General features: G+C 64.1%; 14 protein-coding genes and 1 other RNA gene. All 15 read right to left on the minus strand.

The window, feature by feature from the left end:
- Nucleotides 1-13 precede the first annotated feature (13 nt).
- Nucleotides 14-1093, minus strand: coding sequence for a nitrogen regulation protein NR(II) (glnL, locus tag V9L20_RS02690; protein ID WP_126747478.1), 1080 nt, complete (start codon nucleotides 1091-1093; stop codon nucleotides 14-16).
- Between the two features lie 15 nt (nucleotides 1094-1108).
- Nucleotides 1109-1627, minus strand: a complete 519-nt coding sequence (locus V9L20_RS02695; protein ID WP_337295394.1) for a hypothetical protein — start codon at nucleotides 1625-1627, stop codon at nucleotides 1109-1111.
- A gap of 143 nt (nucleotides 1628-1770) precedes the next feature.
- Nucleotides 1771-3186, minus strand: coding sequence for a type I glutamate--ammonia ligase (gene glnA / locus V9L20_RS02700; protein WP_126747480.1), 1416 nt, complete (start codon nucleotides 3184-3186; stop codon nucleotides 1771-1773).
- Nucleotides 3187-3332: 146 nt separating this feature from the next.
- Nucleotides 3333-4133, minus strand: a complete 801-nt coding sequence (locus V9L20_RS02705; RefSeq protein ID WP_337295395.1) for a competence/damage-inducible protein A — start codon at nucleotides 4131-4133, stop codon at nucleotides 3333-3335.
- The gene (locus V9L20_RS02710; protein WP_337295396.1) at nucleotides 4130-5005 is read right to left on the minus strand and encodes an EI24 domain-containing protein; all 876 of its coding nucleotides are present in this window, start codon (nucleotides 5003-5005) and stop codon (nucleotides 4130-4132) included. Before V9L20_RS02710 ends, V9L20_RS02705 begins: the two co-directional genes overlap by 4 nt.
- 38 nt (nucleotides 5006-5043) lie before the next feature.
- On the minus strand, nucleotides 5044-6018 hold the full coding sequence (locus tag V9L20_RS02715) for a sterol desaturase family protein (RefSeq protein ID WP_337295397.1): 975 nt from the start codon (nucleotides 6016-6018) through the stop codon (nucleotides 5044-5046).
- 10 nt (nucleotides 6019-6028) lie between these two features.
- Nucleotides 6029-6775: a polysaccharide deacetylase family protein gene (locus tag V9L20_RS02720; protein WP_337295398.1), complete on the minus strand. Its 747-nt coding sequence runs from the start codon at nucleotides 6773-6775 to the stop codon at nucleotides 6029-6031.
- A 76-nt stretch (nucleotides 6776-6851) separates the two neighbouring features.
- The gene (locus V9L20_RS02725) at nucleotides 6852-7859 is read right to left on the minus strand and encodes a YncE family protein (RefSeq protein WP_337295399.1); all 1008 of its coding nucleotides are present in this window, start codon (nucleotides 7857-7859) and stop codon (nucleotides 6852-6854) included.
- 77 nt (nucleotides 7860-7936) lie between these two features.
- On the minus strand, nucleotides 7937-8671 hold the full coding sequence (locus V9L20_RS02730; RefSeq protein WP_337295400.1) for a pseudouridine synthase: 735 nt from the start codon (nucleotides 8669-8671) through the stop codon (nucleotides 7937-7939).
- A 56-nt stretch (nucleotides 8672-8727) separates the two neighbouring features.
- Nucleotides 8728-10464: a gamma-glutamyltransferase gene (ggt, locus tag V9L20_RS02735; RefSeq protein ID WP_337295401.1), complete on the minus strand. Its 1737-nt coding sequence runs from the start codon at nucleotides 10462-10464 to the stop codon at nucleotides 8728-8730.
- A gap of 52 nt (nucleotides 10465-10516) precedes the next feature.
- Nucleotides 10517-12112 (minus strand): class I SAM-dependent methyltransferase, encoded by a 1596-nt coding sequence (locus tag V9L20_RS02740; protein WP_337295402.1) that lies wholly within the window; start codon nucleotides 12110-12112, stop codon nucleotides 10517-10519.
- A gap of 144 nt (nucleotides 12113-12256) precedes the next feature.
- Nucleotides 12257-12641: a transfer-messenger RNA gene (gene ssrA, locus V9L20_RS02745) on the minus strand.
- Between the two features lie 12 nt (nucleotides 12642-12653).
- Complete coding sequence (locus tag V9L20_RS02750) at nucleotides 12654-13322, minus strand: HAD-IA family hydrolase (RefSeq protein ID WP_337295403.1); 669 nt, start codon at nucleotides 13320-13322, stop codon at nucleotides 12654-12656.
- Entirely contained in the window at nucleotides 13319-14050 is a 732-nt protein-coding gene (gene ubiG, locus V9L20_RS02755) for a bifunctional 2-polyprenyl-6-hydroxyphenol methylase/3-demethylubiquinol 3-O-methyltransferase UbiG (RefSeq protein ID WP_337295404.1), read from the minus strand. Before ubiG ends, V9L20_RS02750 begins: the two co-directional genes overlap by 4 nt.
- A gap of 125 nt (nucleotides 14051-14175) precedes the next feature.
- Entirely contained in the window at nucleotides 14176-14829 is a 654-nt protein-coding gene (ompA, locus tag V9L20_RS02760) for an outer membrane protein OmpA (RefSeq protein WP_126747491.1), read from the minus strand.
- Nucleotides 14830-14882 lie beyond the last annotated feature (53 nt).

Consider the following 14882-nt stretch of genomic DNA (forward strand, 5'->3'; position numbering starts at 1 on the left):
GTTGCCGTGGCTGCTAGGGCAGCGGAATCAGTATCTTGAAATCGGTTCGGCCCGGGACACTGTCGCACTCGATCACGCCGTGATGCTGTTGCACAAAAGTTTGTGCGAGCGTCAATCCAAGCCCTGTCCCGCCTTCTCTTCCCGATACGAGCGGATAGAAGATGCGGTCCTTGATCGTGTCCGGCACACCCGGTCCGTTGTCGATGACATGCAATTCCAGTGCCAATCGATACCACTGCTTGTTGAATATGACCTGGCGGGCGATGCGCGTCTTGAAAGTGATCTGCGCGTCGCCGGCCGCACGGCGCTCGGCAAGGGCCTGCGCCGCGTTGTGCACGATGTTGAGCGTGGCCTGGATGAGTTGTTCGCGGTCGCCGCGAAACTCCGGAATCGAGACGTCGAAGTCGCGCTCGATGTGCAGGTCGCGCGGAAACTCCGCAAGAATGACCGAGCGCACGCGCTCGCACACCTCGTGGATATTGACGTCGCCCACCACGTGCGGGCGACGGTGCGGGGCCAGCAGGCGGTCGACCAGCGTTTGCAGCCGGTCGGCTTCATGGATGATGACTTGCGTGTACTCGATGAGGTCGCGCGACTCGACTTCCATCTGCAGCAACTGCGCCGCGCCGCGAATGCCGCCCAGCGGGTTCTTGATTTCATGCGCGAGATTGCGGATGAGTTCCTTGTTGGCCTGCGCCTGGTCGAGCAAGCGCTCTTCGCGGTCCTGCCGCACCTGCTGCTCCAGCGGCGACATCTCGATGATGAGCTCGCCCGACTTGTCGCCCTGCGCCAGCGTGACCTGCACCGGCATCAATTCATGATTGACGCGGCGCAGGAAGGCTTCGTAGCGCAGGGTGGCAAAGTCGTTGCTGCGAGCGCCGTCGATGGCGGTGCGCAGCACGTGCGGCTCATGAAAGCAGGCCCCGAACTGAGAGCCTTCGAGCGTGCGGCGCGAAGTGCCCAGCGCGTCTTCCAGGGCCGCGTTGGCAAACAGCACCGAACCGTTGGTGCTGACCACTGCAATGAGCGTGGACAGCAGGTCGAAGGACTGAAAGCGCGGATTGGCGCCGGCCGCCTTCTTCCCAAATGCCATTGAATGTCCTGATGCTTACTGCTGCTTGGCCGGCAGGCGGCCGAGTTCGCGGCGAATGCCTGCAATGTCGCTCTCGTTGCGCGCGAGTTCGGCCTTCATTTCAGCCACCCGGTCGAGGTACTTCTGGTAGTTGCGGCCTTCGCTGCCCTGCTTCTCGGGCTCGCCGTTGTTGTATTCCTTTTGAAGCTCGGCCTGGCGAGCTTCGGCCTTCTTGAGCTCGGCTTCGAGCACCGAACGGGCCTCGCCGTCGCGGGCGCGCTGGTCGACGCCTTCCACACGCGGACTGCCGGCCGGCGCACGCGCGGCAGACGAGCCACCGCCGCCGCTCGACGACCTGGCGGCCGGGGCCGGCATGCCGGAGCCCTGCACGACGGTGACGTTGCCGCCTTCCATGACCTTGCAGCCTTTTTGCTGCGCAATGGTCGAGTTGTTGGTGTATTCATTGCCGCAGCGCCACACGCGCTCCTGGGCCGACGCCGGCAGGGCGAGGGCCAACAATGAACCAGCCAGAAAAATGAGGGAAGCAGTCTTCATGTGAATCGGTGGATGCCGCGACAAAGGCGCATTTTCCTGCAATTCGACTCCATCGGTGACAAGATGTTCCGCGCCAAGCAAAAAGGACGGCCGAAGCCGTCCTTTCTGTCTTACTTACCCGTCAGGGGCTTGCGCCCGCCGACTTAGAGCGAGTAGTACATGTCGAACTCGACCGGATGGGTCGCCATGCGGAAGCGCGTGACTTCCTGCATCTTCAGTTCGATGTACGCATCGATGTACGCGTCGGTGAACACGCCGCCCTTGGTCAGGAACGCACGGTCCTTGTCGAGGTATTCCAGAGCCTGGTCGAGGCTGTGGCACACGGTCGGGATCAGCGCGTCTTCTTCCGGCGGCAGGTGGTACAGGTCCTTGCTGGCGGCTTCGCCCGGATGGATCTTGTTTTCCACGCCGTCGAGGCCGGCCATCAGCAGTGCAGCAAAGCCGAGGTACGGGTTCATCAGCGGATCGGGGAAACGCGCTTCGACGCGGCGGCCCTTCGGGTTGGCCACGAACGGGATGCGGATCGAGGCCGAGCGGTTCTTGGCCGAGTAGGCCAGCTTCACCGGGGCTTCGAAGCCGGGCACCAGGCGCTTGTAGCTGTTGGTGCCGGGGTTCGTGATGGCGTTCAGGGCACGGGCGTGCTTGATGATGCCGCCGATGTAGTGCAGCGCGAAGTCCGAGAGGCCTGCATAGCCGTCGCCGGCGAACAGGTTCTTGCCGTCCTTCCAGACCGACTGGTGCACGTGCATGCCGGAGCCGTTGTCGCCGACGATGGGCTTGGGCATGAAGGTGGCGGTCTTGCCGTAGGCATGGGCCACGTTGTGGATCACGTACTTCTGCAGCTGGACCCAGTCGGCGCGCTGAACCAGCGTGCTGAACTTGGTGCCGAGCTCCATCTGGCCGGCGTTGGCCACTTCATGGTGATGCACTTCGACCGGAATGCCCAGCGATTCGAGCACCAGGCACATTTCCGAGCGCATGTCCTGGAAGCTGTCGACCGGGGGAACCGGGAAGTAGCCGCCCTTGACTGCCGGGCGATGGCCGGTGTTGCCGTGCTCGTATTCCTTGTCGGTGTTCCACGAGGCTTCTTCGGACTCGATCTTGACGAAGCAGCCCGACATGTCGTTCTTCCAGCGAACGCCGTCGAACACGAAGAATTCGGGTTCCGGACCGAAGTAGGCGGTGTCGCCCAGGCCCGAAGCCTTCATGTACGCCTCGGCGCGCTTGGCGAGCGAACGCGGGTCGCGCTCGTAGGCCTTGCCGTCGGCCGGGTCGATCACGTCGCAGGTCAGGATCAGCGTCGTTTCTTCGAAGAAGGGGTCGATGTTGGCAGTGTTCGGGTCGGGCATGAGCTGCATGTCCGAAGCTTCGATTCCCTTCCAGCCAGCAATGGACGAGCCGTCGAACGCGTGGCCCGAGGTGAATTTGTCTTCATCGAATGCCGAGACCGGCACGGTCACGTGCTGCTCTTTGCCACGGGTGTCGGTGAAGCGGAAGTCGATGAACTTGACCTCGTTTTCCTTGACGAGCTTGAGTACATCGGCGACGGTCTTTGCCATCAGTTTCTCCTGAGTTGGATGGTGGTTAGGAATACAGGGACGGGGGATGCAGTTTCTGTGCCATTGTCGCCCCTTGCGGAGAGGCTCCGGCGACGGGTACAAACCCCAAAAGAAGGCGAATAATCACCAATTTGGTGCTCTCGATTTCAGCGCACCAATTCTGGGCCAAGCTTGGCATCAAAGGCGTGCAACCCTTCGATCAGCTGGGAATAGGCGGCATCGAGCAGCACCGGGTCGCCTTTGACGCCGAGTTCGATGTGCCGGCCATATTGGGGATGGTCGACGCTCGGCAGGCTGAACACCTTGACGCCGGCATGCGTGGCTTCGATGGCTTGCATCAGCGGTGTGAGGGTTGCCTCCATCGCACCAAAAACGATGACCGACTTTTCCGCCGACTGGCCGCTGGTGAACATGTCGGCGTAGCGGCTGTCGAGCACCGATTCGATCATCGGCCAGGCCATGACGGGAAAGCCGGGCACGAAATGGACGTGATCGACGCTGAAGCCCGGAATCTTGTTGTAGGGGTTGCGGATGATCGTCGCGCCCTTGGGAAACACGCCCATGTTGAGGCGGTGAATGTTGTCGGGCCGGTCGGGCTCGTAGGCAATGCCCTGCTCGCGCGCCGTGTCCTGCATGCGTTCGCGAATCAGCAGTTCGGCCTCGGGGTGCAGTTCGAGCGGCACCCGCAGCGCCTGAGCGGCGCATTGGCGGGTGTGGTCGTCCGGCGTGGCGCCAATGCCGCCGGTCGAGAAAACGATGTCGCCCGAAGCAAAGGCCCGGCCGAGCGCGGCCGTGATGCGCGTGGGTTCGTCGCCAACGTATTCGGCCCAGCCAAGCTGCAGGCCGCGGGCGGCGAGCAGTTCGATGACCTTGGGCATGTGCTTGTCGGCACGTTTGCCCGAAAGAATTTCGTCTCCGACGACGATCAGGCCGAATGCGCGGGTCATGGGGATTTCCATTGAGAAAGAACGGCCTGGTCGGCTTCGATGGCCGGTGCGCCGCCGGACGAAGCCACGGCTGCCGCACGCTGCGCCCGCAGCTGCGCCAGGGCATCGAGGCAGTAGTGGCCGAACCAGAGCGATGAGAAGGCGAATACCAGCGTATAGATCCAGATCGCGAGCGGCACCAGCACGAAGAAGGCAGCGGCGAACAGCAGGCCCGATGCCCAGACGATGCTGGGCGCGGCGCCCAGGTAGCCGCACAGCACGCCGATGCACAGCAGCGGCAGGCGGTGCGCGCGCAGGAGCGTGGCCCGCTCTTCGGGGCTTGCGTGTTCGGCCAGCGCGTCGAAGCTCATCACGCGGTAGGTGAGCCAGCCCCAGATCAGCGGCGGCAGGATGAGCACCAGCGGCGGAATGAGCCAGAGCGGCATCGAGACGACGAGCGCCACCAGCGCCAGCACCGTCAGGCCCAGCGACCGCGCCACGCTGCCGAAAAACGATGCGCCCTTCTTACGCTCGAGGGTGGGGAAGCGGCGGTGCGCCACCAGTGCGGTCAACGGAGGCGCCATCAAACCGGCCACGATGACCAGCGAAACCACCACGATCAGCGGCGTGGCGGCAAACACCACCACGAGCGGTGCCAGCATGGCCGTGACATCGCCCGAAAAGAGCCGCCCGATCCAGCCCCAGAAGCTCGCCAGCAGGGGCCAGGCCTCGAGCGCCTCGCGCGTCCATGCCACCGTCGCGTCCCAGTAGAAATAGCCGAAGCCTGCGGCCAGCAGCACCATCAGGGCGAGCGGCAGCAAAGACAGCACGATCACGCGCGGCAGCATGCAATAGGCAACGGCACGCCAGAAAGAGTCGAGAAGCAGACGCATTGGGTGCGAAGGATAACGCCTGGGCGCCGCCCGGGCGGTCAGCCGCGGCCGACCATCCGCTTCAGCCCGAGCCACTGCTGGGCCCAGAAGCCGCTGCCGTAGTCGCGCACCCGGCCATCGGCGGCGGGCTCGACCTGGTCGCGGATGCCGGTCGGGTCGTAGCGCTTCTCGAAGTTGGCCGTGCGAAAAAGCATGTCCCACCAGGGCAGCAGCACGCCGAAATTGTGGCCGCCCAGCGTATGGGCGCCGCGCGACTCGTGGCCCAGCCCGATGCTGTGGTGCAGCCGGTGAAAGCGCGGGCTGATCCACAGCCGCTCGCCGATGGCGCCAAATCCGAGCTTCAGGTTGGCGTGCTGCAGGCTTTCGCTGAGCTGCGTGAACGCGACGAACGCAATGAACTGGCCGGGCGCCACGCCGATGAGCTGCGCCACGATGACGATGAGCGTGTCATGCACGATGTCGTCGAGCAAGTGGTTGCGGTCGTCGCTCCACATGGTCATCTGGCGCTGCGAATGGTGCAGCGAATGCAGGCCCCACCACCAGTTGAGCTGGTGCTGGCCACGATGGATCCAGTAACCCACGAAGTCGAGCACCACCAGATAGATCGCAAAGGCGACCCACGGCACGTCGGTGACGCCGGGCCAGGCTTCATCGAGGTGAAACGTGCCCCAGCCCGCGATGCGCAGGCTCCCGATGGCTTCGTCGAACAGCGGCTCGAGCGTGAAGAACATGGTCAGCCGGAACAGGCCGAGGCGATGGATCAGCGTGTAGAGAATGTCGATGCGGATGGCGCGGCGGTCGGTGACCGGTTCGACGGCGCGCCAGCGCTGCAGCGGTCCGATGACCATGAGCAGCACCGCGACTTGAATGAACCCGACCAGCAGCCAGCCGGTGGCGTCGAAGGCGTCTTCGGTCCAGCCGCCGAGGCCGACCGCGAACACCAGCGGCTGGATCAGCGTCTCGAAGAACCAGCCCTGCAGCGCGGAAAAAGAGTCCGTCAACCAATCGATCACGACGACAGCCTCAAGGGTGGGATGCGATCCAGGCGCGGTATTGCGGATGCTGGCGCAACGTTTCGAAGCAGAAGCCCTTGGCCTTGAGGCCGACGATCAGCGGCTCGAGATTGGCCGGCGCCCACGGGTCCTTGCGCGACCAGATGCCCAGGTGCGCGAGCAGGATGTCGCCGGGGCGGATGGTATCCAGCGCCTGCGCCAGGAGCTTTTCGTTGCTGAACTTCTCGCTCGGCAGCTCGTCGCCCAGGAAGCCGGCCGGCGACCAGCCCACATGCTCGAAGCCGCAGGCCTTGGCCGCGGCGAGCAGGCGGGGCGAGGTCTTGCCGCCCGGCGCGCGGTACAGCGGCAGCGGCTTCTTGCCGGTGATGAAAGCCAGCCGCTCGGACGCCTTGCCGATGTTGGCGCAGTACTCGGCCGCGCTCCAGGTGAACTCGCGGCCCGCGAACGCTCCCGACGAGGGCTTGATGCGGAAGCTCGGCGCCACGCCCTTGAGATCGCCGCGCCAGTACGCGTGGTCGTAGGTGTGCGAGGCGAATTCATGGCCTTCGGCCGCCCTCGCCTTCCACCATGGCGCCCAGTGGCTGTCGAGGCTGTCGCCATCGGTCTGGGTGCGCTCGGCGGCGGCAAAGAAGGTAACGCGTACGTTCTGGCGCTTGAGCACGTCGGCCACCAGCGGAGCAACGCCCATGTGGCCGGTGTCGAAGGTCAGGTAGACCGGCTTTTCGCACGAGGCGCCCTGCGCCCAGGCAGCCGGCATGGCGGCACAGGCGACGGCGAAGACAACTCCTGGAACACCGCGGAACCGGCCTTGCCGGCTTGCCGACGGAACCCGTTCAGATTCTTTTCGCATGGGCCAGGGTCCAGACGCCGTGCGGCGAACGGCCGACATTGACCTGGCGCACGACCTTCTGGCTGTCCAGGTCGATCACGCTGAGCTTCTTGGCCCAGCGCGAGGTGACGTACAGCGTCTTGCCGTCGGCGGACACATCCATGCAGTCGGGGCCGCCCGGAACCGCGTAGGTGGCGCTGACCTTGAGCGTCGCCAGGTCGATGCGGCTGATGGTGTTGGCCACGCGGTTGCTCACGAAGACGCTCTTGCCGTCGCCGGCCGAACGGAAGGCGTGGGCACCCTTGCCTGTCAGGATCTTGCCGACCAGCTTGGGCTCGGCGCCCGCCACGTCGAACACCTGCACGCCGTCGCTGCCGGTCAGGCCCACGAGCAGGGTCCTGTCGTTGTGCACGCCGTAGATGTCGGCCGGCATGGCGCCGGTGGTGGTGCGCCAGCGGATGGTCTGCGTCGCCAGGTCGACGGCGATGAGCTCGTCGCTGTCCTGCATGGTCACGTAGGCGACGGTGCTGGTGTGGTCGATCCAGATGTGGCTGGGCGTCTTGCCGGTGGCAATGCGCTTGACGAGCTTCAGGTCCTTGCCGTCCCAGCGGTAGACGTCGACGTGATTGAGCCGGTTGGCCGCCGTGACGAACCACTTCATGTCGCGCGAGAACTGCAGCTGGTACGGATCGATGATGCCGTAGACCACCCGCTGCACTTCGGCCGTTCTCGGGTTGAGAAAAGTCAGCGAGTCGCCCGCCGAATTGGCCACGATGACCGACTTTTCGTCGGGCGTCATGTAGATGTGGTGCGGTTCCTTGCCGGTGGCGATGCGCTGCTTTTCAGTCCAGTCGACCGGATTGATCACGCTGACGCTGGCGTCGAGCGAATTGAGCACGAAGATCGGCGGGGGTTCGGGGGGCGCAGCGGCGGCGGATTGTGCCGCCCAGACCGTCAGGCAAGAAAACAGGAAGGCCGCAAGGCGGCCATTCGGTCGGGCAAGGAATCGCAAGGGGAAGTTCCGAAAGAGTGCTTTCGATTATCAACGGCCCGACCCGACCGGCGGCTGACCGGCAGTGTTTGCAACGCCTATACCGTTGTTTTTGCACGCAATGCCGCGACCTGTTCGGCCGTGAGCCATCGCCATTGGCCCGGTGCCAGGTCTTCGGGCAGCGCCAGTTGCCCGATGCGCGAGCGGTGCAGCCCTTCGACCCGGTTGCCCACGGCCGCCAGCATGCGCTTGACCTGGTGGTATTTGCCTTCGGTGAGCGTCAGCCGCAGGTGCAGCGGGCTGTCCGACTCGCAGGCGGCGGCGCGCACCGGCTTCGGATCGTCGTCGAGCACCACGCCGGCCAGCAGTTTTTCGATTTGCGCAGCGTCCACCGGGTGCTTGGCCGTGACCTCGTAGACCTTCGGAACATGGTGCTTGGGCGAGCCCATCTTGTGGATGAACTGGCCGTCGTCCGTCAGCAACAGCAGCCCGGTCGTGTCCTGATCGAGCCTGCCGATGGCCTGCACGCCCTGCACCGCGCCCTTGTTGGGCCGAAGACGCAGCGGCGACGGCAGCAGCGTGTAGATGCTCGGATAGGTGGAAGGCTTTTGCGAGCACTCGGTTCCGGCCGGCTTGTGCAGCATCAGGTAGGCCTTCTCGTGATACGCCCATTCGGTGCCCTGCACGGTGAAAAGCAGGCCCTCCGGATCGAGGTCGTCGAAGGGGTCGTCGGTGGTTTTGCCGCCGATGGTCACGTGGCCTTGCTGGATCAGCCCCGCGCACACGCGCCGCGTGCCGAAGCCTTGGGAATAGAGGATGTCTTGCAGGTGCATGGAAATGAAAAAAAGCGGCCGCGCCGGCATGGCACGACCGCCTTTGGTTTGCAGGGTCAGTAGCCGGCGGCAAGGCCGGTGTTGCGGCGCGGGTCGTTGGCGCCGTAGAAGCGGTTGGCGCCCACCGGCTTGCCGCCCAGCGACGGCGCGCCGACGATGATCGCCGCCATGTGGTTGGCCGGCTGGGGAACGCCCAGGTTGTGGCCCATGTCGGTCAGGATCTTGCGGGTGTCGGGGCTGATGGCAAAGGTTTCGACGTTGGTCACGTCAGGCAGCCATTGCTGGTGGAAGCGCGGCGCATCGACGGCTTCCTGCACGTTCATGCCGTAGTCGACCACGTTCAGGATGGTGTGGAGCACGGCCGTGATGATGCGGCTGCCGCCCGGCGTACCGACCACGAACACCGGCTTGCCGTCCTTCGAGACGATGGTCGGGCTCATCGAACTCAGCGGGCGCTTGCCCGGGGCGATGGCATTGGCCTCACCCTGCACTAGGCCGTACATGTTGGGCACGCCGATCTTGGCGGTGAAGTCGTCCATCTCGTTGTTCAGCAGCACGCCGGTCTTGTCGGCAGTGACCTTGGCGCCGAACCAGTCGTTCAGCGTGTAGGTGACCGACACCGCATTGCCCTGCTGGTCAGTGATGGAATAGTGCGTGGTGTTGCTGCCTTCGTGCGGCGCAACGCCGGGCTTGAGGTCCTTGGAGACACCGGCCTTCTTGGGGTCGATGGCCGCGCGGATCTTCTCGGCATAGCCCTTGTCAAGCAGGCGGTCGAGCGGGTTCTTCACGAAGTCCGGGTCGCCCAGGTAGCTGTTGCGGTCCACATAGGCATGGCGCATGGCCTCGATCTGGTAGTGCACGGCTTCGGCCGAGCGGAAGCCCAGGTCCTTGAGCGGGTAGCCCTCGAGGATGTTGAGCATCTCGCAGATGATCACGCCGCCCGAGCTCGGCGGCGGCGCCGACACTACACGGTAGCCGCGGTAGTCGCACTCGACCGGCGCCAGCTCGCGCGTCTTGTACTGGTCGAGGTCGGCCTGGGTGATGATGCCCTTGCCGGCCTGGCTGGAGGCGACGATCGCCTGCCCCACCCAGCCCTTGTAGAAGCCGTCGACACCCTTGGCGCTGACTGCGCGCAGCGTCTTGGCAAGGTCTTTCTGCACCAGCTTCTGGCCGACCGCGAAAGGCTCGCCCTTGTTCAGGAAGATGGCGCCGGAGACCGGGTCTTTCTTGAAGTCGTTGGTGGAGGTGCGCAGCATGTCGATGTCGCCCTGCTCCAGCGCAAAGCCCTGGTCGGCCAGCTGGATCGAAGGCGCGATCAGGTCGGCGCGCTTCATGGTGCCGTATTTCTCGCGCGCGTATTCCATGCCCGAAACGGTGCCCGGCACGCCCACGGCCAGGTGGCCGTTGGTGCTCAGGCCCTTGATGACGTTGCCGTCCTTGTCGAGGTACATGTTGGGCGTCGCGGCCAGGGGCGCTTTCTCGCGGAAATCGAGAAAGGTCTTGCGGCCGTCGGCCAGTTGCACGGTCATGAAACCGCCGCCGCCGAGGTTGCCGGCCGCCGGATACACCACCGCCAGCGCATAGCCCACGGCCACCGCGGCATCGACGGCGTTGCCGCCGCGCTTGAGAACGTCGACGCCCACCTTGGTGGCCAGATGCTGCGCGCTCACGACCATGCCGTGCTCGGCCGCAACGGGCGCCTGCGATGCGGCGTGCGAAGCGCCCGCGCCGGTGAGCACGAGCGCGGCCGCGACGGCGGCGCGCAATGTCGGAGTCCATTGGAATTGCTGCATGGAGAAAATCCCTTCTTGAATCTTGTAGTGAGAAACGGCAAGCACCAGGCCGTCAGGCAACGAGCAGCGCCTTGCGCCGCAGGTCGCTCAAGCCGAGCTCCACTTGTTTGAGCGCAAATTCCTTCAGCAGGGAGGGATCGGTCAGCGGCTTGTCGTTGTGAACGAAGCGCAGGCGGCCGGCCTCCACCTCGGCCGCGAGATAGTCGGCCAGCATGCCGTGCGAATGCGCGCCATCGAGCAGCGGCAAAAGGCAGCGCTCCAGCGCGGAGAGGCCCATGGATTCATGCCATTGGTTGCAGACAGTGGCTGAGTTCGCAGCGGACAGCGCCAGGCCCGGCGCGGTGCGTACGGACGGCAACGCCAGCGGCAGCGCGGACACCTGCGTTGCGGCCCGCACCGGTGTACGCCGGATCCGAACCGCGCCGAGGATCAGCAATTCCTCGAGCATCGACATCACGATGGGTTCGACCGAGGTACGGGGCTCGCCCGTTGCGGCGAGAACCGAGGCAACCAGCGCCTCGAGCGACAGGCTGGCCGGATAGTTCGAATCGAGCGCCTGGGCCGCGGCTTTGTGCACCGGAAGGCGCAGCGTGACCTTCAGGTTGCGCAGCGCATTACAAGACTGCTCGCGTGCATCGAGCGTCAATGCAGTGCCGTCCTCGGCGGCGAACACGCCCGCGAATTCAAGACTGCGGATCCGGACCGGGTCGAGCCGGTAGCGGATATCGGCGGCGCGGCCCTGTTTCACCAGCAAGGTCTGGCGAAAAGTGCGGTTGACCAGGAAGTCGAGATACTGCTCCATGAGAATCTGGCTGCCGCCGCATTCGCGCAGCAGCGGCTCTCGTACCTTCTCTCCGTAGTTCTGCACGAACATCGTGGAAGGCTCCGCGTCTGCCAGGTAGCTCAGGCCGTTCGCCTCGGCACGCGCCACAAACTCCTTGAAGTAGCACGGCGCATTGCAAGGTTCGAGAAATTCATGCAGCAGGTAATAGCCGCTGGAGCCGCGCACGATGGGCATCGTCTCCTCGAGCGTTTTCTTCAGAACGCTGTCCGGCCGCGCCGACTGCTCGAGAAATTCGAGCATGCCGCGCGCATAAGACAGCTTTTCTTCGGGCGTGTCGCGCGGAGCGCCGCGCAGGATCATCGCGTCGCGCACGATCTCCCTCGCCTTCCAGCCCGGGTACACGTTGTAGCTGACATAAGCCACGCCATTGGGCGCAAGGTTCTCGGAGCACACGCGCAGGATCGCATACTGCACCGGCCCGGGCACCCAGCTGTAGACACCGTGGCAGATGATGTAGTCGAACTGGCCGAACGAGGCATCGACCTCCGCGAGATTGAATGCCCGCAGCTCCACGTTCGGCAATCCGGCGCGCGAAATGGCCGTGAGGCCCTGCTCCACCTGCACCTTCGACAAATCGAGGCCCAGGGCGCTTGATTCAGGATGGCGCGCCGCAAACGGAATCAGGTTGCCGCCTGCCGCGCAGCCGAGTTCGAGCACTCGCGCCTTGGCCGGCGGCGGCGCTTCGAGACCGAACAGGAAAGCCAGGGCTTCCAGGTGCTCGACAGCGGTTTGCGGGAACGGATGCGACTCGTAGGGCACCTCGTCGTAGTAGCTGGTGAGAGTCGAAGTCAGTGAATCGGGCACGGCGTCCTTTTTTGGGTCAGACGGGCAGCGATGCCCTTTGCGAGGAGCAGACAGCGATGGCGGCGTGACAGCGCCCGCTGACTATAGCCTTGCGCCCAGGCAAAAAAAAGCCAACCTGTCGAAGGTTGGCTTTTTTGTGATGAATGGTGGAGCTGGGGGGATTTGAACCCCCGTCCGCAAGCCTTCATCGCGCAGTTCTACATGTTTAGTGATCTGATTTAAGTCTCGCATCCGGAGTCGCGCAGTCACACGCTAAACCGGACGCCAGCACCCTATTTTCTCGCCCCGACCCAAGGTACCCGGATCGGAGCCAGCCCATGTAATTATCCTTGCAGCCGGGAGGTCAGGATTGCTCCAGACCCCCTTGCCCAGCCCATCGGCCAACTGTTGCAAGGCTCACTGGCAATTAAGCAGCGAGTGCGAAACGTTCGTCGTTTGCAGTTAGTTTGTTTGAATCTGTTTTACGAGCGCATTCAGCTCGACATGCCCCGCTGCGACTCCGAACCCACGTCGAAACCAGTGCAGCCCCAAGACCCGTATTTTAGGCCGGGTTGAGAAACTGCAAGAGCTCCATGGGCGAAGATATTGCGGCGTCCGCTTCCCAGAGCGTGGCGTCGGCCTGCGGCCCCATGTAGCCGTAGGTTGCCGCCACGGTTTTCATGCCGGCGGCGCGGCCCGCGATGATGTCGCGCTCGTCGTCTCCCACATAGATGCAGGCACTCGACGGGATTCCAAGCCGGCGTGCCGCTTCATGCAAGGGCTCGGGGTGCGGCTTGGAGAACGGCGTCGTATCCCCGCTCACGATAGCGCCCGCGCTCTCGAAAAGAGGAATCGCGCGGGTCAGCGGATCGGTAAATCTTGCCGACTTGTTGGTGACCACGCCCCACGCCAGCCCGCGCGCGCGGATGGCGTCGATGAGCGCCTGTACGCCGTCGAACACATGCGTGTTGAGCAGCATGCGGTTTTCGTAGGCAACGAAGAACTCTTCCCTCAACTGCGGAAATTCCGGCGCGTCGGGTGTGATGCCGAAGGCCACGCCGAGCATGCCCCGCGCACCAGCGCCCGCCATGTAGCGGTAGCGCTCCAGCGGGTACGACTCGAGGCCCCGGTCAGTACGCATCTTGTCGGCCGCGGCGCCGAGATCGGGCGCGCTGTCGATCAGCGTGCCGTCCAGGTCGAACAGCACGGCTTGCACTGCTGCGCCGCTCACGCTTGGGATCCCGTCGCCGAGGCCGGTTTTTGCGTTGCGAACATATAGTTGACGCTGGTGTCGCCGCTGAGCCAGTAGCGCCGCGTCAACGGGTTGTGCTCCATGCCCCGCGTATGGCGCAAGTCGAGCCCGGCGGCGCGGCAATGGGCTGCAAGCTCGCTGGGCCGGATCAGCTTTGCATACTCGTGCGTGCCGCGCGGCAACATGCCCAGGACATATTCGGCGCCGACGATCGCCAGCATGAAAGACTTCAGATTGCGGTTGATGGTGGAAAAGAACACCCAACCGCCCGGTTTGACCAAGGTGGCGCAGGCCTGAACGATCGAAGCGGGCTCCGGCACGTGTTCGAGCATTTCCATGCAGGTCACGACGTCGAAACTGCCCGGTTGCTCCGCGGCCAATGCCTCGGCGCTGATCTCGCGGTATTTGACGCCCTTGGTTTCGGCCTCGAGCGCGTGCAGCTTGGCAACCTTGAGCGCTTTGCTCGCCAGGTCGATGCCGAGCACATCGGCGCCTTTTCGGGCCATCGAATCGGCGAGGATTCCTCCGCCGCAGCCAATATCGAGCACCTTGCGCTGCGAAATCGGCGCAATACCGTCAATCCATTCCAGGCGAAGCGGATTGATTTCGTGGAGCGGACGGAATTCGCTGTCCAAATCCCACCAGCGATGAGCAAGTTCGGAAAACTTGGCAAGTTCCGCCGGATCGGCATTCACGTTATCTGTCATGCCCCGATTATGAAACGGAGATTGCGCCGCGAGCACTGGAAAGACGGTTGGGACCGCCCCGAGGAATTCGACAGGCATAAAAAAACCCCGCCGAGGCGGGGTTTTCTTTTAGCGATTCAATCGAATCAGCGGGTGGCGCGGGTGCCGACCACTTCGATTTCCACGCGGCGGTTCTTGGCGCGGCCTTCCTTGGTGCGGTTGTCCGCAACAGGCTGCTTCTCGCCCTTGCCTTCGGTGTAGACGCGGTTGCGTTCGATGCCGCGCGAGACCAGGAAGGCCTTGACGGCTTCGGCGCGACGCACCGACAGACGCTGGTTGTAGGAGTCAGAACCGATCGAGTCGGTATGACCCACGGCAATGATCACTTCCAGGTTGACGTCACGGATCTTCGAGACCAGGTCGGTCAGCTTGGCGCGACCTTCAGGCTTGAGAACCGACTTGTCGAAGTCGAAGAATGCGTCAGCAGCGAAGGTAACCTTCGAAGCAGCGACTTGCGGAGCAGGCGTAGGAGCCGGTGCGCCCGGGGTGGGAGCCACTGCAGCGGGAGCTGCCGGAACCAGAGCACCGTCGCAACCGGCGGCGGCGGTAGCCGGCGTCCAGTTGGCATCACGCCAGCACAGTTCGTTCGTGCCGTTCTTCCAAACCAGTTCGCCGGTGCCGTTTTGCCAGTTGTCGATCGTAGGACCGCCATTCGCAGCGGTGACACGGGTCTGCGCGCCGGCGGCAGTGGCGAGCGCAGCGACTGCAAACATCATCGCCACTTTATTCAGTTTCTTCATGGTTCTCCTCTTGGGGAAAAAGCCGCAGCCGCGCTGCGAATCAAGGACGCTTT

Origin of the sequence: Variovorax sp. CCNWLW225 (genome assembly GCF_037204045.1) — a bacterium.
In the GTDB taxonomy this organism is placed as follows: Bacteria; Pseudomonadota; Gammaproteobacteria; order Burkholderiales; family Burkholderiaceae_C; genus Variovorax.